18 protein-coding genes are annotated in these 21,098 nt (G+C 54.1%); 4 read left to right on the forward strand and 14 right to left on the reverse strand.

Going from position 1 to position 21,098, the window contains the following annotated elements; translation table 11 throughout:
• Positions 1-417: 417 nt before the first annotated feature.
• Complete coding sequence (locus tag GOW40_RS10840; RefSeq protein WP_171230962.1) at positions 418-1,776, reverse strand: tetratricopeptide repeat protein; 1,359 nt, start codon at positions 1,774-1,776, stop codon at positions 418-420.
• A 381-nt stretch (positions 1,777-2,157) separates the two neighbouring features.
• On the opposite strand from GOW40_RS10840, the gene GOW40_RS10845 reads away from it, so the two are divergent.
• The 3 genes from GOW40_RS10845 (at position 2,158) to GOW40_RS10855 (ending at position 5,324) form a co-directional block, all read left to right on the forward strand.
• Complete coding sequence (locus GOW40_RS10845) at positions 2,158-3,798, forward strand: sulfatase-like hydrolase/transferase (RefSeq protein WP_171130353.1); 1,641 nt, start codon at positions 2,158-2,160, stop codon at positions 3,796-3,798.
• A gap of 67 nt (positions 3,799-3,865) precedes the next feature.
• Entirely contained in the window at positions 3,866-4,612 is a 747-nt protein-coding gene (locus tag GOW40_RS10850; protein ID WP_217352277.1) for a hypothetical protein, read from the forward strand.
• 301 nt (positions 4,613-4,913) lie between these two features.
• Positions 4,914-5,324 (forward strand): PaaI family thioesterase, encoded by a 411-nt coding sequence (locus GOW40_RS10855; RefSeq protein ID WP_171130357.1) that lies wholly within the window; start codon positions 4,914-4,916, stop codon positions 5,322-5,324.
• Positions 5,325-5,374: 50 nt separating this feature from the next.
• On the opposite strand, the gene GOW40_RS10860 is transcribed toward GOW40_RS10855, so the two are convergent.
• The 13 genes from GOW40_RS10860 to GOW40_RS10920 all read right to left on the reverse strand — a co-directional run bounded on the left by GOW40_RS10860 (position 5,375) and on the right by GOW40_RS10920 (position 19,924).
• A complete protein-coding gene (locus tag GOW40_RS10860) occupies positions 5,375-6,769 on the reverse strand; it encodes an aminotransferase class V-fold PLP-dependent enzyme (RefSeq protein ID WP_171130359.1) in 1,395 nt (464 codons plus the stop codon).
• 1,487 nt (positions 6,770-8,256) lie between these two features.
• The gene (locus GOW40_RS10865; RefSeq protein ID WP_171130361.1) at positions 8,257-9,558 is read right to left on the reverse strand and encodes a TRAP transporter large permease; all 1,302 of its coding nucleotides are present in this window, start codon (positions 9,556-9,558) and stop codon (positions 8,257-8,259) included.
• Positions 9,555-10,118 (reverse strand): TRAP transporter small permease, encoded by a 564-nt coding sequence (locus GOW40_RS10870; RefSeq protein WP_171130364.1) that lies wholly within the window; start codon positions 10,116-10,118, stop codon positions 9,555-9,557. The genes GOW40_RS10865 and GOW40_RS10870 overlap by 4 nt, the downstream gene beginning before the upstream one ends.
• Before the next feature lie 188 nt (positions 10,119-10,306).
• Positions 10,307-11,272 carry a TRAP transporter substrate-binding protein DctP gene (dctP, locus tag GOW40_RS10875; RefSeq protein WP_171130366.1) on the reverse strand — a complete coding sequence of 322 codons (966 nt, stop codon included), beginning with the start codon at positions 11,270-11,272 and terminating at the stop codon, positions 10,307-10,309.
• 282 nt (positions 11,273-11,554) lie between these two features.
• A complete protein-coding gene (locus GOW40_RS10880; protein WP_171130368.1) occupies positions 11,555-12,010 on the reverse strand; it encodes an OsmC family protein in 456 nt (151 codons plus the stop codon).
• 209 nt (positions 12,011-12,219) lie between these two features.
• Positions 12,220-13,083 (reverse strand): SMP-30/gluconolactonase/LRE family protein, encoded by an 864-nt coding sequence (locus tag GOW40_RS10885; protein ID WP_217352278.1) that lies wholly within the window; start codon positions 13,081-13,083, stop codon positions 12,220-12,222.
• Between the two features lie 23 nt (positions 13,084-13,106).
• On the reverse strand, positions 13,107-13,316 hold the full coding sequence (locus GOW40_RS10890) for a 4-oxalocrotonate tautomerase family protein (protein WP_171130372.1): 210 nt from the start codon (positions 13,314-13,316) through the stop codon (positions 13,107-13,109).
• Between the two features lie 163 nt (positions 13,317-13,479).
• A complete protein-coding gene (locus GOW40_RS10895; protein ID WP_171130374.1) occupies positions 13,480-14,211 on the reverse strand; it encodes a response regulator transcription factor in 732 nt (243 codons plus the stop codon).
• 28 nt (positions 14,212-14,239) lie between these two features.
• Entirely contained in the window at positions 14,240-15,541 is a 1,302-nt protein-coding gene (locus GOW40_RS10900) for a GAF domain-containing sensor histidine kinase (RefSeq protein ID WP_171130376.1), read from the reverse strand.
• Between the two features lie 726 nt (positions 15,542-16,267).
• Complete coding sequence (locus tag GOW40_RS10905; RefSeq protein ID WP_171130378.1) at positions 16,268-17,011, reverse strand: SDR family NAD(P)-dependent oxidoreductase; 744 nt, start codon at positions 17,009-17,011, stop codon at positions 16,268-16,270.
• A 46-nt stretch (positions 17,012-17,057) separates the two neighbouring features.
• A complete protein-coding gene (locus GOW40_RS10910; RefSeq protein ID WP_171130379.1) occupies positions 17,058-18,368 on the reverse strand; it encodes a TRAP transporter large permease in 1,311 nt (436 codons plus the stop codon).
• A complete protein-coding gene (locus GOW40_RS10915) occupies positions 18,365-18,856 on the reverse strand; it encodes a TRAP transporter small permease (RefSeq protein ID WP_171130381.1) in 492 nt (163 codons plus the stop codon). The genes GOW40_RS10910 and GOW40_RS10915 overlap by 4 nt, the downstream gene beginning before the upstream one ends.
• A gap of 84 nt (positions 18,857-18,940) precedes the next feature.
• Positions 18,941-19,924 (reverse strand): TRAP transporter substrate-binding protein, encoded by a 984-nt coding sequence (locus GOW40_RS10920; RefSeq protein WP_171130383.1) that lies wholly within the window; start codon positions 19,922-19,924, stop codon positions 18,941-18,943.
• A 257-nt stretch (positions 19,925-20,181) separates the two neighbouring features.
• On the opposite strand from GOW40_RS10920, the gene GOW40_RS10925 reads away from it, so the two are divergent.
• The gene (locus GOW40_RS10925) at positions 20,182-20,904 is read left to right on the forward strand and encodes a GntR family transcriptional regulator (RefSeq protein ID WP_171136406.1); all 723 of its coding nucleotides are present in this window, start codon (positions 20,182-20,184) and stop codon (positions 20,902-20,904) included.
• Positions 20,905-21,098 lie beyond the last annotated feature (194 nt).

The raw sequence follows: 21,098 nt of genomic DNA on the forward strand, positions 1-21,098 counted from the left end.
CGCTGGCGAACTCGCGTCGCCGCAGGCGCGAATACCACTAGCTTACTTCACCGATCGCACTCACTGCGGCTGCACGAGTCCGGAAAGTCCGCAAAGCTGAATCTCACAAAAAACCTGCAAATGACCGAACAGAGCCAAGCTCAGACAGTTTCGGGTTCTTGGAAGCTGCTTGCAACGCGCAACTATCATTTTGACGCGGTCAATCGAATTTTCGTCTGCCGCAACCCGTATTAGCGGCTGCGCCGATTGTTGGATCATACCAGCATTTTTATAAGTAATTGCCGCATGCGTCGACGCTAGACCCGACGATGTCAGACTGACAGGAATGCGAAAGCAACGGACATGGTAGATTTGCGAATAATTCGGTCCCAGTGAAAATGATAGAATCCCTGGCTGGCGCACTTCTAGAGTATGCTCTTAACTTGGTGGTTTCCAATTGGCCTGTCTCATAGCGTCGCCAAGGTCTTTCCCGTATTGCGGATTTGCAAAAAGCCTCTCAAACAGCGCATCCACGCGACTGTCAGGCCACTCGCGTGACAGTTGTTCCGATAGCGTCTTAGCTTCCACCTTATTCCCCAGCATCTGATGTGACGCCATGAGGTAAGCAACGGATACAGGTCCGACAGGGCCGCCTTTTTCTGTTGCTCTCTCAAAGGCCGACACGGCACCTTCATAGTCCTTCATATGGAACTTTGCAGATCCCATCGCGTTCTGAAACACATAGCCTCGCTCTAGCTCGATTTTTGAGAGTGCTTCCTCGCTAATTTCCACAACTTGTTCAAATGAACCGGAATAGAGCAGGACAAGCGACACGAACTCCAAAACATGAACGTCGTGCGGTGCCAAACGCTGCGCTCTTTGCGCAAATTCCATGGCCTCAGGCCAGTTTCCCGTGGCAAACTTGACCCAGGCCATTGCGGACTGGCTCCAACCTGTTTCCGGGGCCAACTCAATGGCCCTGTTGGCCTGCACGTTGGCGTAGTTCAACATTTCTTTGCCGAGGTCGGCATCAGGTGTCAGCACCGCGATAGTTGCAGCTACTTGGGCCGCACCTGCATGGCCGCCGAAATAGCTGTCGTCGTTTTCAATTGCGCCTTTGAAAATGGTCAACGCCGCTTCAAGGCGCGCAGGTTCCAAGGCGGGAAAGATCAGATCGCGACCAGTATTTGCCAGATTGACAGCCTGCAGTCGCATTGGGGATGCATCAAAAATCGCGCCACGCTCATCACGGCTTAGCCCATCTACCGACAAATCAGCCGGCACATCCTGCTTCGTCGAGTTCACACGATAGGCAACCGCAAAACAGCCTAGAATGATAATCCCCACAACCCCAACACCTGGCCGAGCCCATGCGCGCGCACTGATTTCCAGCTTTGAGAACTCGGGCTGAGCGGTTTCGGAGCCGCTTTTTGAAATTCGAGGTGCGTAACCACCCTTTGGCAGCTCAAACACCGTCTTTTCGTCAAGCCCGTCCGCGGCGTAATACTCGGCAAGCTTGCGGCGCAAGCGACCAGCGTCCACCCGCACGACATTCTCGCGGCGCTCTATCTCGTCCACTGAGCCACCATAGACATCCATTGCAATTGTCTTGGCGCGAATTTGATCTGCCCTTCCGTTGAGAGTTTCCTCAACTACATACACGAGAAAGTCCTGTAGTCGCAGTGACCCTTCGAAGGTCGTGGAGTTCACAAGCCGCTGAAGCGCTGCCCGCACATCCTTGGCGTCGGGCTTTTCCTGATCTTCTGCCGCTGGGGATGATCTGCCGGATAATACCATTTTTTCAGAGAGTTACATCCATCGTTACACCGTATTATGCCCCGATAAACCTATTGTGAAAAGTGAATTCGTTGTTCGCGTTGGAAACATGCTGCTCCATCGAATGAGCTGTCTAAATGAAGTGTAACGCTGTTGATAATCTATTTCCCAATCAGGAGGCCGCGATAGCGGACCTAAGGCGGGAGGACACGGTTTTCGATGAAATTTGCCGAGACTATCAGCTTCTCAGTGACGAGCACCTCTCTTTGAGCGCTGAGCCTGGAAGTAAGTCGTACCAGTTTGCCTGCGACATCCGCGAAACTTTGGATGGTCTTCGGGACGAAATTGCCCGGTCACTGCGGCGGGCCGGGAAGACGTAGTTCAAAAGAGGAAGGGATACCGATGAAATCAGTCTCAAAACAAGTCGCGGCCATAGTATTGATGGCTGGCGCGAGCTTTGCTCAGGAAACGCCTATCATCCACGATGGTGAGTTCGAGTATCTCCGCGCACAGTTTGGGGAGCAATGGGACGCACAGGATATGGAGATAGATGCTCGACTTGCCGAGATCCGTGGCGCGAATGGGGGGCAACCGCCTAATTTCCTCTATATTCTGATTGACGATGTGAGCTTCGGTCAGATGGGTAACCGGACAATGAACTATGTCACAGGTTTCGACACGCCCAACATCAACGACTTTGCCACCGAAGGTATGTCTTTGATGAGAATGTACACCGAGCCATCTTGCACACCGACACGAACGGCAATGTTGACCGGTCGCCATCCGGTACGTGCCGGTGTGGAGGAGGTCAAAGTTGCGTTGGTTGGCGAAGGTCTTGCGGCCCAGGAAGTCACGATTGCCGAAATTCTAAAGGAACAAGGTTACAACACCGCGCACGTTGGGAAATGGCATCAGGGCGATATTGAGCAGGCCTATCCGCATAATCAGGGTTTTGACTGGGCGGCATTCCCCTTGCATCAGCAGGTTCAACTCAGCCTGATGACACGCGACGCGATGGTTGCCAACAATATGCTTGGCTTCCATCCGTCCGGACAGTCCAACCAATTCCAGTTGGATGAGCGATTCAAGCCCTACGGTCTAGTAACCGGCGTTGAAGGGGAAGCAGGTGGCCCAGCTCGCGAAGTAGACATGGCGCCGGGCGAAGAATGGACACAAGCCAAATACGAAGAAATGAACCTGCGCTATCAGCGTCAGGCACTGGAACAGCTAGACCGCCTCACCTCGCAGAATGATCCATTCTTCATGCAATATTGGCCACTTTATCCGCTGAATTTTGCTTATCCGGATCAGGCTGTTTCCCGCAATGGTGGCTTCCATGCCGACAAGTTGCAGGTTTTGGACGGCTGGATAGGCGAGGTTCTGGCAAAGCTAGATGAAACTGGCAAGGCAGACAACACCGTCGTCATGATCATGGCTGACAATGGCTTGATGTATCACTACGAAGGAACGTCCGGTCTGAACCAGTTGATTTATCGCGGCGGCAAGACGCAGCACCTTGAAGGCGGAGTGCGAACTGACGCGTTCATCCGCTGGCCCGGCGCAATTGAGCCAGGCAGTGCGGCAGGTGACATCGTACATGTATCTGACCTGTTCACCACGTTCGCGCGGATCGCAGGCGCAACTGACCGCATCCCTCGCGACCGCGTGATCGACGGCATTGACCAGACGGCGCTGTTACTTGAAGGTGAAGGTAACTCGCGTCGCGACTACGTCTATGTGTATGAAGGGCCCGTGTTGCGTTCAGTCGTGAAGCAAGAGTTCAAAATGCATTTGCCAGCCCCCGGTCAGCCCGGAGCTGCGGCCCCCGTTTTCAATGTCTATCGCGACCCACGTGAAGCACATCCGCTTGTCGGATATTCATTGTGGTCCGGTGCATCATTCCAAGACATGGTCAAGCGCCATCAGAAAACCATTGCAAAGCACCCGCATCTGCCGCTGGGCAAGGGTGTGCCGTATGAAGGTATTGAGAACCTTCGTCCCGAAAGCGAGTTGACCCGAGAAATCTTCTCCAGCTGGCAATGATGAAGGTAGACGGCGGCGAGAACCTGTCGCCGTCTCACCTGACCCTCCAACTTCTCTCAGGTGTATGATGTCACGCAACTTACATTGTCTTGTTCCACTGATCTGTGCATTGCTCGTGGTAGGCTCTGCTTCCGAAGCTGAGGAAAACGCGTCAAATCCATTGGCTGCGGTTGACAACACCGACATTCGATATCAGTACTTTGATCTTGGAGGGGATGCAGACCGTCGGGATACCTTTGTCGATGGTGCATACATGTTACGCCCCGATCTGAAACTAAAATACGAGCTCCACTACAATTCAACGAATGCTACTGGCGAAAGGTTCAAAGGGTTCGAAAAGACAAGCTTCAAGCTGATCTACTTTCCCTCACAGAAACCCTTGGATGACACCTGGAGCGTGAAGTCCGCACTTGGTTTGGAGTGGATCCTCGATTTTGGTGACCCCGACGAAGGCATCGGCACCGGGTCGGATCAGATAGCCCCATTTGGTGGGTTCGCATTTGCAAACACTAATACTGGGCTGACTCTGATCCCTCTGGTCCAGCACTTTGCATCTTACAATGGACCAACTGATGTCAGCCAAACCGCGATGCGCCTAATTGCACTTCAGCCATTTGGTGAAGGGTATTGGATCAAAGCAGATATTAAAGCGCCCTATGATTGGGAGAATGACGCCTGGCCCGCGACCGCAGAATTCCAGTTCGGAAAGAACCTGAGCCCTGGAGTGGCGCTCTATGCAGACGTGCTGATCGGAATTGGTGCTGATCGCCCCTATGACCAAGGCGCCGGGATTGGACTCAGATTCAATTATTAGGTCGTAATTTCCTTAAAACTGCGGTCGCGCCCTGTACCGCATCTCAATACGCCATGGTACTTGCGACAAGCCTTATGGCTCTGCCAGCGATCATCGTGGTCGCCTTTAGGCTCGAAGCGGTCATTCGCCTGAATACCACGAGCGACCGCTCCGCGGATCTTCCGGACCTTCACCGCAGTTGCTCGAATGTCCGGTTGCAGCGCATTTCATTACCCGCATCGGTAAGACCAAATGCGCAAGTTCTGGGTCGATTTCAGGTATCTCAGATGCAAGCCTGCAATCGCCACTGAAAGTTGAGGGTATGGAATTGAATATCAGACAAAGACTGGCTGAGAATGAATGGAAGGGCGAAATCGGCTTCACCATTGAAAGCCGCGAGCCTGAACGCGTGGTTGCCAGAATGCCGGTAACTGAAGCTGCAAAGAACCCGTTTGGAACGATGCACGCGGGCGCTTTGATCTGGTTTGCCGATATCGCAGCAACCTTGTGTGCCATCGGCGATCTGGACAGTATTGGTGAAGACGGGTCAGACTTTCCGCTCGCCGTTGATCTTCATACCGTGCTGTCGGGCAATGAAAAGGCAGGCGATCTGATTGCAACCTCCACAACGGTCAAACGCGGTGGCAAGCTCATTGTCATTCGCACCGAGGTTCGCGGAGAAACAGGGCGTCTGTTGATCGACATGACAACCACGCATCTGCGCGCCGGTTGACCAACTGGAAAGCACCCGCCCTTCTTGCGGCGGATGCATGTTTCCTTGCCTCAAACCGTCGTCAGAAATTCCGTCAACTGATCAATTATCGCTTCATCCGTACGTCCATTGGTGACGCAGGCCCGCAAAACCGGTTTGCCCTCGAACATCGCCTTGGAAATCCAGAAACGCCCATCTTCGTGAACCGCATCGACATAGCGTTGCACGGCGTCGTGCCCTTCCGGCGGAACCATGCAGCTTACCCCCATGAGAGACTGGTTTGCCTTTGTCCAACCCGCATTTCTAAGATTTTCCGTGAACCGGTTGGTCAGTCGGATGGTACGCTCGACATGGTCGCCGTAGCCGTCCCATCCGGCGGCACCAAGGGCGAGGAACAGGCGCAATCCCACGAAGCGGCGTGACCACTGATTGGAATTCACATAGAAATCCTTGGCTGCCTCGCTTTCCGGCATGTAGCTGGCCGAGATACGGAAAACCTGTGCGGGTATGTCGGGGCGCGAGGTCAGAAACATGCCTGCGCCCATCGTGGTGGCGAACCATTTGTGGGCGTCAATCGTGATCGAATCCGCTTGCTCAATGCCGTCCAGTGCGGTTCGCCGTTCGGTGCTGGCGATCATCGCCCCACCCCATGCCGCATCGACGTGAAACCACATACCATGCTCTCGCGCCAGAGCACCGCAAGGTTTGAGGGGGTCGATCATCCCGGCATTCGTGGTGCCAGCCGTAGCTACGATCAGGACCGGGACACAACCGTTTTTCGAATCCTCATCAATGGCGGTCGCAAGACAACTTGCGTCCATCTGGCCTTGGCCGTCAGTTGCGATCAATCGAACGGCGTTGCGCCCGATGCCCGCCGATTGCGCCATCTTCAACCATGCGAGATGGCTTTCCTTCGAAACGTAAATCGTTGGTTGGCCACCGAACTCATAGATGCCCTTGTCGCTGTACTCCGGGCATTTGGCCTGCAAGGCACATAAAACAGCCGCCGAATTGGCCTCAGCCCCACCACTGGTAAAATGCCCCCCGGACCCCTTGGGAAGCCCGGCGCGCCTGGCCAGTTCATTGATGACATGCTGTTCAATTTCGACAGCGGCTGGCGCATGAGAATACACACAGATTTGCGGATTGAAGGCTGACGCGATCCGGTCGGCACATTCCGAGGCAAAGGTTGGCGCGGGATTGAACAGACCAAGATATCCCGGATGAGTCATCTGAACGCTGCCGACATCTAGTGCATTAATCACCCAATCCATCAGGGGTTCGAGTTCTTCTGCCTGATCAAACTGTTTGGATTTCAACTCTCCCAACCAGTCAGGCGTTAACTCAGCCGAGGTCGCCTTGCGATTGGCATAGTCGCGGCGTGCCTGGCTCAAGCGCTCGGTCAACGCGTTTTCCGCGTCTGTTATTTGGTCGAAATCCGGGAAGAGTGCGTCGCGTCCGTACATCGGGAATTCCTGTGGTTGTTTGGTGTGAAACTATCCGTGCTGAATAAGTTCATCGACCCGAAACATGCGGTATTCACGCGGCAATACTGCCAAATTACTATCCCGAACTGGACCAATGACGGCTTTCCGCACATCGCTACAAAATGAGCGAGGCGCAGCATTGGTCACTAAGGGCTCCTAGCGGTCATCCGCTGCGAAACCACCGGGTGTCCGCTAAATGCCATCATATGTTTAACAGCTATACTCCAACTTTGAATCGGTTTCCTTTGAACCACAAAGCCAGCGCTATTGAACGAGCCTAAGCGACACAACCAGTCTTCATCTAAACCTCAGAACCAGCGCCCAGCGCCGAACACTGCAAATGCTCGTTTTCTATCGGCGCTCTTCCATGCAAGGCAAGCGCACCTGCAAATTTGATTGTGCGGCCAGGTGGTCCAAACGGAGAAGATCGCGCTCTTTTCTCGAAATCGTTGTCGGCTTTGGCGACACTGCAAGACTTCATTTCGTTTGGCGCTAAGATCAAAGGCTTGGTAGAGGAAGATGCCCATATCACTCTCGACCCGCCCTACCAGGCAACTGGCGGGTAAATCACAGTTGAAGCCGCCATGTCACAGAGCTCTCGTGTGCTCTCAGCAGGGGCAGCACTTATCCAAGGGGCAGAAGTGTTTCAGAAAGTATCGACACGTCATGCACCAATTAACGCGCGATCGGCTATCAGCTTTTCCACTTTCGAGCCGATGCAGTTTAGCCGAGTAGATTTCGACGCCGACCCCAATGTCGAGCTTACGCTATCGCCACCGTCTTTCAACACGGCAAAAGTGGATCTTGATGCATTCGATCAATACGTCGCCCTCCGTCTCACTCGCCGCCTATTCCGAGACGTCTCCGCTGAACGAATGGTAGTTCAACTTTTGTAGCCATTAATCCAAGTGCTACGGCGAGCGCTCGACGCCGACTTCGTTGATGTCCTTGGTGATCAATGGCTAACACGGTACCGTCACACTCAACCTAAATGGCGCTTAGAGGCTGTTGAGGCGGAGGCTGAAGCGCTGTTTTGTCTAGCGGAAAAGAAGCGGAAAAGTGTCTCTCGCGAGCGGATAACTCCACTCTTTCAAGCTGCACGTCTCACAAGTTGTTCGATAAACAGGATGAAAACAGGTATCTGGCTGGTTTAGGCATTATCCACACCGCAGATTGGATTGTAAGCTAGGTTCCCTTAAATCCCGCTTAATTTTACTTTTTTGCAAGCAACCGTGGGTTATCGGTTTTTGAGAAGAGCAATGAGAATTATAGCGTGACGACAAGAACTAATTCTGAAGACAACCCTTTCTGATCTTTTCCTATATGTTCGTTGAGCGCCATCTAGGTCACCGTGTACCGCAGACAAAAGTAAACTAGTCGACCAGTACAATCTTCGGATCATGCATGCTCGTCAATCGAGGTTCAAAGTTTGCGACACATCCTGAAAACCAGCGTTATCTCCCACGTCAAAACGCGAGTTCGGGCAGGAAAGTCGCGATTGACGGGATGAGCAGGATCAAGATGAGGGTGATCACTTCCACCTGAAGGAACCACCAGATCCCACCAAAGATTTCTCTTAGCGAAAACGACGGTACGACCCCTTTCAGAACAAAAGCGTTCAGTCCGACAGGTGGAGTGATCAGCCCGATCTCAAGTGTTTTGACGATCACGATGGCCAGCCAGATGGGATGCGCACCTAGTGCGACCAGCGGCGGCACGAAGATTGGCACCGTTAAGAACATGACCGAAACCGGATCCACCATACAACCGAGCACCAGCAAAAGCAGCACGTATATACAGACAATCCCCATCATTGGCATATCAAGCCCAATGATATGGGCCGACACTGCTCCGGACGCGCCACTGACCGCAAGATAGGATGAAAATATCAACGCCCCGACCAAGATGATAAAGATCACAGAGGTTGTCTGCGCAGTATCGAGGAAGACTTCCCTCAACACAGAAAATGACAGCCGCTTGCGAAAGAGCGCGATCAGGAAGGCGCCGACAGCCCCGATGGCTCCCGCTTCAGTTGGCGTAATGATACCGGCATAAATACCGCCGATGACGATACCGCCAAGGGCCAGAAAGCTCCAGACGCCCTTAAGCGAGTTTAACCGCTCCTCCATCGGCGCCTTCGGAAGTGCAGGCGCCATTTCTGGGTTCCGGCTTACGCGGATGTAGATCATTACCAGATAGGCAAAGGCCGTCAGCAAGCCCGGAACAATCCCCGCAATAAGCAGCTTGGGAATGGATTCGCGCGCGATGATTCCATAAACTATGAGGTTGATACTGGGAGGGATCATACCAGCCAGCGTACCTACGGTGGCCACACATCCCGCAGCCAGCTTTCGGTTCACATTGAGCCGCAACATTTCAGGGATGGCAACGCGCCCGAACACGGCCGTCGAGGACGTGGTGGACCCCGAACAGGCGGCAAAGGCGACAGCTGCAACTGTGGTCGCAAATACCACGCTGCCCTTCAGGTGCCCCAACCAGGCCCTCGCGGCACGGTAGATGTCCTGCGTGATACCCGCCTTGGCCGCAACATGCCCCATAAGCAAAAAGAGCGGTACTGCGCTCAGCGCATAGCCCGACCCAATATCGAAGAGCCGCCCGCCAATGGTGTCGAGCGTTATCGGCATGCCACGAATGAAGGCAAAGCCCATGGCGCCCGACAACAACAGGGCAATCCCAACCGGGATACGCATGACCATCAAAACGACCACCATACCCAGCACAAAGGGCAACTGAAGCGCGTCCATCATTTTGCTGTCTCTTCCTCTACGGTCTCTTGCAGGGCGGTCTCGCTTTCAGCAGCTTCTTCAAGCAGCAGGTCCTGAGTGATTAAATAATAGAGCTGAACCAAAAACCGGAGGGAGAGGAGCGCCAGCCCAACTGGAATTCCGGCACGCGCCCACCAGGTTTTAACTTCAATGATGCCAAGTACGGTGTCGCCCATGACATAGGCGCTGAAGGCCGACACAGCACTCGTCCAAGTCAGGGCAGAAAAGAAGAGGCATGCCACAAGCAGGTAAATCGCCTGGCTGGTTTTTCGCGCACCGCGTGGCAAATGGTCGTATAGAACGCCTACCGTGATATGGGCGTCACGTCGCTGGGAAAAGGCCAGGCCGAGATAGATCAGATAAACGAACATCAGGCTGACGTATTCATAGGACCCAGGCACGCTGATCTTGAAAATCCCCCTTGCCACAACCTCTAGCACGGTGATGGACATCATCGTCGCAACAGCCAGCGCCGAAAAATAACAAGCGATCTCTTCCAGCCTGCGTTGCAGCCCAATACCGCTGCTCACCGAATTCGGCATCGTCGCCCCCCCCTTATGAACCGAGAAATCCGTTCGACCGCGCATGGCTCAGTTTATCCAAACTCATGTGCTTTCAGCTTATTTCGCAATGTCTTATTATTGCTGCGCCGCCCACAACCTCCTCAGATGTGCCGGGCGGCGCTTTGTTTGTGTTCGGGTGTTGCCCCGGGTCTCAAACCGCAGAGCTTTCACCCACCATGCTTTTGGAGGATCACAAGGAAATCATCCAGAACCGCCTGACCCGGAAGACCTTCTGCTTCACGCGCATCCGCCCAACTCTGCCAGGTCGCGTCACGCACGGCATCCATCTTGGCCTGTTCAGCCGGCTCCAAGTTCACCACCTCTGTCAACCGATGTAATGCTTCTCGCGCCTCAATCTCTTCAGCCTCAAGAAGATTGCGCGCCTGCGCTACTGTTTCGTTGCCGACCTGTACCATCACCTCCTGCACGTCGGCTGGAAGTTCGTTCCATGTGTCAAGGTTGATAGATACCGGCATCGGGAAATAGAACCAGTCCACGTTGTCCCAGTAACTGAAGATTTCCCCGAAGCCAAAGGCATAGGCATCTGCAGGCGCTCCGATGATTGCAGCTGTCACCACTTTGCGCTCCGCAGCTGCAGGCAGTTCGCCCCATGGGATTCCATAAACAGAAATATCCAGTTGTTTCAGAATTTCAGCGGCCCCACCATGGGCCCTTATCTTGGCCGCTTTTAGATCATCGATCGTACGAATGGGGTCGTGCGACAGTAGTTGAATGGAACCCCATTGACCCGGAAACAGGTACTTCTGGTTCATCGCGGTGAATTCAGCCTCGACCGCTGGAGTCTTGAAGAGTTCGTGCCCGGCTTGCGCGTGCGCCATCGGGTTGTCCGTCATGAATGGAAGCGATGTCACATTGGCCAGCGGAAAGATGCCCGGGTTATATACGGGTGAAAACTCTCCCATGTCGAAAGCGCCGACCTTGATGTTCTCCGGCTGGCCAGACAACTTGCCAAGCGGCCCGCCGAAGATCCGAGTGAATTTCACTTTGCCATCGGTGCGCTTCTCAACTTCATCCATGAACCATCGAGTCGCAAGGTTGGAAGGCCCTACTCCGGTAAAGGCATGGTACTTCAGGTCAATTTCCTCTGCCATGGAGGTTGCCGGTGCGGTCAAAGCTGTGACCGCGACAAGCGCGCTTGCAAACAGCGTTCTGAAGGATTTCATCTTAGTCTCTCTCCCTATCGTAGTTTCTTAGTCAAATACTGAGGCCGCTGGCCCCTTCAGGCATACCTGCGTTCAAACGCTAAATTCCTCCCTTCAGGTCGTTTCGCGCTCTTCACGCTTCCTGTCGATTGATACCGCCGTAAACCAATCCATTTGTACCGGGGATCGCGCTTTGAGTTTGCGGGAACCCGCAGCATTGACGGGTACATCCGCAGCAACGTCCTTGGACACCTACTTTCGCACCCAACTCTCTTGAATCTGGCAGCCCGCGCGGCGCAACAGAACGGAAACAGGACATTTCTCACCTGTCATTCGCTGCAATTCTGCGATCTGTTCGTCGCCCACATCGGTGTCGAGAACCACTCGCAGTTCAATGACTGGAAAGGGCGACGCAATCTCGGCCTTACCAAATACACCTCGAGTATCGAAGTGGCCGCAAACCGACATTTCCATGCCACGCAGTTCGATCTTCAACAGACCGGCCACGTAGTTCGCGATCACATTTGTACAGCCTAGAAAGGAAGACAGCATCGTTTCCAGCGGTGTCGCAAAGAGATTGGTGCCGCCACGTTCCGGTGGCTCATCGGTGTTAACGACCTTACCACGCGCCACCATCTCTGTGCGGGCATGTGTGATTGCGTGACCTAGCACATCAATCTTGAACAGATCTGGCATCACATGTGCCATAAACTTCTCCTTATTTCCGAATTTCGATGCTTAACAAGCACCATGAACTTGAATGAATCCGTGAATTGTACTTTCAGATCTTCCGGCGCGGCGCGCTCCAAAGATCATCCGGCAACAGATGCCGCGACCACGTTTTGGGAGGATACGATCCCAGACATCTGTGCCGGATGTCGGACAGTCACCCGTCCGTTATCTTGTCGAGCTAGAGACTAGAACAGCGCTAGTCCCGGCGTTTTGACCGCAATGCGATAGATCGACGTGGACGAGGTGAAATAGAGATCCGTCAAGTCATCACCCCCCCAGGCAAAATTTGCTGTGAACTCTGCCATGCGGATTACGCCCAGTGTCTCCCCGTCCGGCGTAATCACGTGGACTCCACCAGGACCAGTGCAATACACGTTGCCCTTGCTGTCGATCTTCATTCCATCCGGGTGGCCGTCGCCCTCCCCGACTGTCACCTCGACCCAAACGTCCCCGCCTGTAACGGAGCCGTCTTCAGCAACCTCAAACCTGCGGATGTGTTTGTGCTCGGTGTCGTTGACGTAAAGCGTATTGTGATCGAGCGAAAAACAAAGCCCATTGGGCTGGGCGAAATCATCGGCGATCCGCGTGATTGTTCCACCATCGGGTGTCAAACAATAGACACCCTGCGCACCCATCTCCGGTTCGCGTATCACGCCGTAGTATTCCATGCGCCCATAAGTCGGGTCAGTAAAGAAGATCAATCCATCGCGGCGTGCCACTAAGTCATTCGGGCTATTTAACTCTTTGCCTTCATAGTGCGTAGCAAGGGTAGTAATGGTCCCGTCTAGTTCAGTGCGGGTGACAGAGCTGGTGGCATGGTGGCATGTCAACATCCGGCCTTTGTGGTCGTATGTGTTCCCGTTACCCATATCACTCGGCTTGCGAAACGACGTCACATTGCCATTTGCATCCATGCGAAACATCTCGTTTCCTGGAATATCCGAGAACGTTAGATGTGCTTCCACCGGATGCCAGATTGGACCTTCGGTAAAGAGAAACCCCTCCGCAACTTTCTCGAGGGTCGCTTCAGCATCTACGATGTCGTGCATCCCATAATTCCGAACCTCGACACTCATGACTCGGCCCGGAGTTCTTTCACGCGTTGACCACCCGCAAACCAATCCGTCTCATCGACTTCCTCGAAGGTTACCCAAACATTTTCTTTCGGAATTCCTGCGGACTCAGCAATTGACTCCGTCACTGAGGTTTGCACCCTAGATTTTATCCCTTCAGGGTCACGCTCAATAACTTGCTTCACGATGCGAATATTGACAAACGGCATCGACATCCTCCCTTGCGATCAAAGCCCTATGCTACCGACCTCGCAGGTCGTGTGAGAACAACGGTAGATCACCGGGAAGCGGCAGTATGCGTCGGCTTACGCAGGAATTGAGCGGACACCCACAAGAAAGCTGCGGGTTCCCGCAACACAACGGCAGGGACGTTTACTTCAGATGACGCCCGGTCCAAACGCGGAGGTTTTCTTCCTCTTTGCGCAACGCGTCCGCGTTTAAGATGCCTTGGCTTAATGCAAGACATATGGCCCGTGTACGAGAGTTATAGGTTGGTCCCCACTGGCCCACGGGAATATCGCCTTTGTCCAAACCAAGTTTCTGATAAAGATGCTGCAGCCGGCTCTGGGCACCTCGCAAGGATACATTGCGCCGCGCAGCCATCGCCTTGTCCGTCAGACCTAAGCAGAGGTCGACCAGCGCTTCGTATTCCGGCTCGCTCAGCCCAGAAAGCCGATCTCCCGCCCTCTGTTGTACCCTGCGTACCTCACGGTCGATTACGCATTGCTCGGCAACAAAAACCCCTTGCATAGCTAATTTCAGCTGTTCTGCCGGAGCGGATTTGAGGATATAGCCATAGACAGAGGCGCCGGGAACGATCTTAGTGATCCCACGAATATAAGCTTCGTCGGTGTAGTTTGACCAAAACAGAATCTTGGTGCATGGCTTCTTGGCCCAGATATTTTTGGCTACTTCAACCCCTGTAAGACGCGGCATCTGCAAATCCAGTACCACTGACTCATATTCGGCCGCGTCAAATTCCTTGATAGCTTCCTCACCATCTTCAGCTATCTTCAAAAAGCTCAGATCCGACAAAGTGTTCAGTGCCACTTTCTCCAAAAATGCTCGGTGTAACTTGTCGTCTTCTGCAATTAGGAGGCGCATGGTAGATCCCGCAGCTTTGAGAATTTGATCATAGTACGAGCGCCTCACCGACAGTCTTGCCGGCGCTCAGTGGTACGGTAATTCTTACGCGAGTGCCCTTCTGATCCTTCAGTCGTTCAAACGATACCTTGGCAGATATCAGATCAGCCCGAGTTTTGATATTACTGATCCCACTGTTCGAACGCAGATCAGACTCGGAAATACCAGTGCCGCTGTCGTCAATTGTCACAACCATTTCGCCACCAACCTTTACGATCCAAACATCAAGTGAATCACATTCTGCGTGTTTCAGGGCATTATTCACGGCTTCCTGTACGATCCTAAACACCGCCGTGCGAACTGTGTCTTGCAGGGTATCCATTTGGGCGTCCGATAAGTCCCGCACTCGCATTGCTATCTCACGTCGCATGTGCTTTTGGCATCGCTGCAAGTGCGCTTCGACGGCTTCGGAAAAACCAAACATCTGTAGTACGCCGGGCTTCATATTTTCGACAATACCTCGAACCTCGTCCAGACAATGGTCCAACTCATCCTGCAGGTCGTCAATCTCCTTCTGCGCCGCCGCTGAACCTCCATCAATCCGCGACATGCGCCTACGTATTCGCGCGAGATCAGCCAGCGTCTGATCATGCAGGTCCATGCCAAGGCGTTGCCTTTCGCGTTCTATACCTTCGGTAAGCCGCAGCGCTCCAAGCCGAAGTGCTTGTTCACGCCCAGTCGCCTCCAGTTCGGCGATAGCGGACTCTTTGGCTTCCTTGCCCCGCTCAAGCGCAAAAAGGTAGGCCGATACCAGGTCTGCTGCCCCTTGCGCTAATACCAAGAGCTCTTCATCATAAAAATCCGTCTTGTGGCTGGAAATCGCGAGCGATCCAATCAACTCACCTTGAACCCGCAAGGGTACAACGATCCGGCTGTGCAGATTTGCATCAAAAAGGGGTTTGCTGTCTGACCCTTCAAAATGAAACCGCGGGTCGGTCCACGCGTCGTGGGTCAGGATATAGGGCGTGTCACCGCGCAGCACATCGCGGATCGGACTTTCAGTAGTCGGCTTCGCTGGGTTTTGGGTGTGACTCCACGAGGTATGTAAACGCGCCTCATAGCATATTTGTGTGCCAGATGGGTGCAGCAAAACAATATCGAGATGGTCGTGGGAAATCAGTGTACGCAGACGATTGGCAAAGTTCTCCAACACCAAGTCGTACTCAGTTTGACCGGCGATCGCTTGCGCAATCGACAGATAACAGTGAAGAGCCTCGTCAGCATTTGGCATTGATGCCGAAAATCCCTCTGCCGATACCTTTGGTTGATGATAGCCTATTTTCCGTTTCAATCTAACCTCGTGCAATCCCGGCTTTCATGTTCTCGAAAGGCACGACATCGACTCGAACTGGAGATCAGGGCAATGGCCTTAGACTTTCGATGTTGGTGTCCACGCCAGGGCTTCGCCCGAATGCCTTTGGCGATCGAGAAAAGTTTTGTACCTTCAGAGGACTTAGCTTTTAAGTATGCCGCACATCGATCACTCGGCAAATTGTCAAGACCGCAACGTTTTTGCGGGAACCCGCACTTGTTCAAGAGCAGCCTCTTTTGAGTGGCTCCAATCGATAGTTACGACATGATTTGGCTTGTTGCTATCTTACTCTTTCGCAACGCCCGTCGAAAAAATCTCGGCCAATTTGTTTTACACAGGAGTGTCAAAATGCGTATTTTCGCCAATTTATTTCTCTTCGCCTGCGCCCTTCCTGCTTCAGCTGACAGTGCTCCGGAACCTCAAACACATAAAATCTGAAACACTTTGGCTGCTCAATTGAAGCCCAGGAGCTTTCAGACGAAGCTAAAAGAGCCTTCCTCGTTTTAAGGTTGGGAAATTGGCGTGCAGGCTGTTGATGCACGGTAGAGCTCAATGCCGTCATTGTCCCAGCTTCACGTGTTTGCAAGCGTGCCATTATGGTACGGCCCATTGCGGACTCTTGAACAGCATCAACGATGCTGCAGTCACAGCCTGCATTCCAGACATTCGACCCTGGAGCATAGCGGTCGACGAGTTCGCAAACCGTCACGAAAACAGCATACCTCCGTTGATGTCGATGTTGGTGCCGGTCATGAAAGCGCTGTCTTCGGTTGCGAGGAACACCACAAGATTGGCTGCATCGTCCACGTGCCCTTGCCGCTTGAGCGGCGCATTGGCTTCGAAGCCGCGCCGCCCGGCATCTGGTGTGTGGATATTGTGAAAATCCGTATCGATCATGCCGGGGCATAAGGCATTGACGCGAATGTCCGGCCCCAGTTCCTTTGCCAAGCCACGGGTCATCGTCATGACAGCGCCTTTGGCCGTGGCATAGGCGACGGCGCCTGGTCCTCCGCCGTCGCGCCCGGCCTGACTTGCGATGTTGACGATCACGCCTGATGTCATGTGCGCGAGGCACGCCTTGGTCATCAGAAACGTGCTGGTCAGGTTCAGCGTCATGACCGCGTTCCAGTGCTCAAGCTCCATCTCCGCCACTGTCTTGCGGGCGATCAGACCCCCGGCGTTATTGACGAGGATGTTCAGGCCGCCGAAGGTCTCAACTGTTTTTGACACCAAGGCCTGGACCGCTGCGGGGTCATTCAGATCACCCTGCACGGCGATGGCATGCCCACCGTTTGCTTCAATCTCCGCGACGAGTGCCTCGGCACTCCTGGAACTCGCAAAGTAGTTGATCACGAGACTCGCCCCTTGCTCGGCAAGCTTGCGTGCGACGGCTGCACCGATGTCACGCCCCCCGCCTGTGACAATTGCGGTCTGACCTGCAAGTTTCATGAGTGTCTCCGATAGATTTGGGCAGGCGTGCCTGCGATTTCGTATGTCAGGGAAAGGCCGCCGGCATCAAGAGACGTGGCAACCAAAGTATGATGTCAGGGAAGGCCGCGAGCAGCACAAGGATCGCGAGCATCGGTGCCAGGATGACGGCCACTTCGCGCAACACCCGCACGACATTCAGCCCTCCAATGGCCGATGCGATCAAGAGACAAAGGCCATAGGGTGGCGTCACCAGTCCAAATGCCAAAGAGACAATGCCGATGATGGCAAAGGCAATCGGGTCAAGCCCTCCGGCTTGAGCGACCGGCATCAAAACCGTACCCAGAATGATGATGGTCGGGATCGCGTCGATGAAAAGGCCGAAAATGAGGAACAGCGCCGCAATCACAAGGGCCGTCCCGAACGGTCCAAACTCCCACGCCGTCAGCATCGCCACGATCATGCGCGGTGCGTTATAGAACGACAGAAGCCATCCAAAAGCCGTTGCCGTGCCAATGGCAAACAGCGAAATCGCCGCAAAGCGTGCCGTGTCGTAAAGAATGAAGCCAAGATCTCGCGGCCTGACTGTGCGATACACAAACATGCCAAGGATCAGCGCATATCCTGCAGCAATAATTGCGCTCTCCGTGGGTGTCACGATCCCGCCAACGATGCCACCGATCACGAAAACCGGTGTCAGCAGCGCAAGTGCCGCACCTTTCCATGCCGCAGAAAACTCGGCCCAATTTGGAACAGCATTCACAGGATATCCCCGCACTTTGGCAAAGCCGTAAACCGTTCCGATCAAAGCAAGTCCGATCATCAGGCCTGGCACCGCGCCCCCGAGGAACAAGGCCCCGACAGACACCTGCATCACCCCCCCCCAAACGATCATCAGGATCGAGGGCGGAATGATAACGCCCATCACCGACGAACAGGCTGTAATCGCGACGGCAAAGCGGGTGTCATAGCCTTCGCGCTGCATGGCCGGGATCAGGATTTTCCCGATACCTGCGGCGTCGGCTGTTGAAGACCCCGAGATGCCCGCAAACAGCATCGACACCGCCACATTCACATGGCCCAGCCCGCCCGGCATCCAGCCCGTCAGAACGCGGGCCAGTTCGATCAGACGATCGGTCACCTTTCCCGAATTCATCAGGTTTGCGGCCAGCAGAAAGAACGGAACGGCCAGGAGGATGAAGGAGTTATAGGATTGGAACATCCGATCCAGCACAATGAACGGCGTCAGGCGCAACTCCAGCAGCACGACCGGGACCGTGGCCAGGCCAAGCGCAAAAGCGACTGGGATTCTAATGATGACAAGAACCAGAAAGGCCGAAACCAACATCAGGCACGCGGTGGCGGTCTCAAGTATCATCCCGCGCTCCTCGCGTGTCTGTATTCTGTAAAGCATTCAACCAGGCGATACACGGAGAGGATTGCCCAGAGCGTTCCGACAATCGAAAGCGAGATGTGCGTGATGACAAGGTTGGCCCGCATCATGACCGAGCGCTGCTTCGCTCCGAACTCGGCGTATTCAACGCCGTAGACGGCAAACATCAGTCCAAATAGAAGAATGGAGAGATACACGATTCCTTTCTGCAGGAGCTTCAGTATAGGCCGCTCGGCGTCCGGGATCACCCGCACGTCGAAATGCGTGCCGTCCCATACTGCAACAACAGACCCGATCATCACGATCCAGATAAAGATGAAAGTGGCGAGTTCCTCGGTCCAAAGAAACGTCGGAATGATGCCTGTGTAGCGAGAGATCACCTGCATCGCGACCGGGATCGCAAGGATCCCCATCAGGAGACCAAGCAGGAAACGAAGACCGGTGCAAAACCGATCCAGAAGCTGTCCGATCATAGCTTTGTCCTAAATGGAGACATGGGAGTGATGTGCCACAAAGGCGCAGGCGCAGACCAGCGGCCCGCGCCCGCAGGGAGGAGATTACATGCCCCGGATTTCCTCCAGAAGCTCGGTCGCCCCGAGGCTTGCGGCATAATCATCCTGAACAGGTTTCACGAGTTCCAGCATCTTCTCACGCCCTTCGAATTCGTGAATTTCGATCTGGCCCGCGTCGGCCATTTCCTGAAGGATTTTTCCGTCGGCACTGCTCTCAAGGTCACGACCGAAGGCCCCCGCCTCGGCACCTGCTTCCATGATCGCGGCCTGAAGGTCTTCGGGCAGCGCATCGAACGTCTTGGCCGACATCACGATGGGGCGCACGGTGATCGTATGCTGCGTCAAGGAAATATGCGGCGAAACCTCATAGAACTTCAGGTTCTGGATAGAAGCCGCTTCGTTTTCAAAACCGGCGATCACGCCGGTCTGAATGGCGTTGTAGACCTCGTTATATGCAATCGCTGAGGGTGCCGCGCCGACAGCATCGAATGTTTGCGCCTGAATAGGTGCACCCATCACCCGCATCCGGTGGCCTGCAAGCTCTTCCATATTGGTGATTGGCTCAGCAGAGGCCAGGTTGCGCACGCCGCCACCGTGATACCCGATGATCACGATACCTGCGGCTTCCCGCAGATCGTCCTCCAGCGGTGCCAGTACATTCGAGGATAGAACGGCATTCCAATGATCCAGATCGCGGAAAAGGAATGGCATGTCCATCAGCGGGATGGACTCCGAAAAAACCGCCATGTTCGAGGGCGCAAGGATCGTATAGTCGACCGCCACACCCTGGTTCAGGTAGGTGACGTAGTCGCTTTCGACGCCGAGTTCGCCATTCAGGCGCAGGTCGAACGAAACATCGCCATCATACTTTTCGCCAACCAGGCGTTCGAACTCGCGCATCGTCTTGGTGAAGGCATGTTCTTCATCAAACATGCTGGCACCCTTGAGCGTGGTCTGTGCCTGCACGATTGACACACCGCCCACAAACATCGCGGCGACAGCCACAGCTTTAAGTGAAAAATTGAGCATGGTTTCCTCCCATTTTGCTCCCTATCCCAGACGCTCCCCCGGCTAGATCGGACCGTCTGTTCCCGGCTTCGAAGAGACGCGGTCCACGCCCGTAACGAACCCAAGATGAATGTCTCGGATAGGACGCCAAAACTTGTATACTAGTCAACCTGAATCGAAGAAGATTATTTATTGCCATAAAAACATAAGATTAACTCAGACCTCTTGCGATGCCTAGGAAATGCTTGCATACAAGATACGAAGAGAAACTGAGCGTTGTGGCGCAGCGGAACGCACAGAATCGCGCAAGAAGGAACGATATGGCACTCTCAAATGTTGCTGAGCGCACGACAAGCACTGACCTCATCTTCGATTCTCTTTACGAGCGAATTGTCAGCCTTGAACTGTTGCCCGGAACAAAGATCTCCGAAACGGAAGTTGCCAAATCCCTGGGGTATTCGCGCCAACCGGTCCGAGAGGCATTTACGCGGCTCGCGAACTTGAACCTTCTTCTGATCCGACCTCAGCGTGCCACGCTCGTTCGACCGTTTTCCTTGGAACTCATTGCAGACGCGCGGTTCATGCGACTGGCGATCGAATTGGAGGTCGTCCGACAAGCGGCGGCAATCCCTGTTCCGGGAGCCGTCAAGAAACTGCGATCCAGCATTAAGGCACAACGCGAAGCGGTGAACACCGGCGATACGCAGGCCTTCCATGATTTGGATTATGAATTCCACAAGCTGATGTGCGAGGCAGCGGGCCGGCCTGCAGCATTTCAAATCATTTCCGAAAACAAAGCTCAGGTGGATCGCCTCTGTGTGCTGTCGCTAACGAGCCCGGAAACGATGGAAACGCTCTTCGCAGATCACGTCGCCATTTTGGAGGCCATGATGGATCATAACGCCTTAAGGGCCGAAGAGGTTCTTCGTCAGCACCTAAGCCGGCTCGATCCGGTTATCGACGCGATCTACACAACGCACCGCGCATATTTCGAACATTAGTGCCGAACCGATCGTTTTAGGCGAAGTGAGAAACGGCCCGAAGCGGACGTTCATCGACACATGTCGCCGCTGCGGTGCGGCCCGTCGAACCGGCCGTTCGCTGCAGGCGCAAATTTTCAGGGTGCACGAACTCACAGTCTGCGGACTATTCGGACATTGGCGACGTCACTTCATGCTCCTGGCAAATACTTGTC

The organism is Ruegeria sp. HKCCA6707 (assembly GCF_013033515.1).
Taxonomy (GTDB): Bacteria; Pseudomonadota; Alphaproteobacteria; order Rhodobacterales; family Rhodobacteraceae; genus Ruegeria.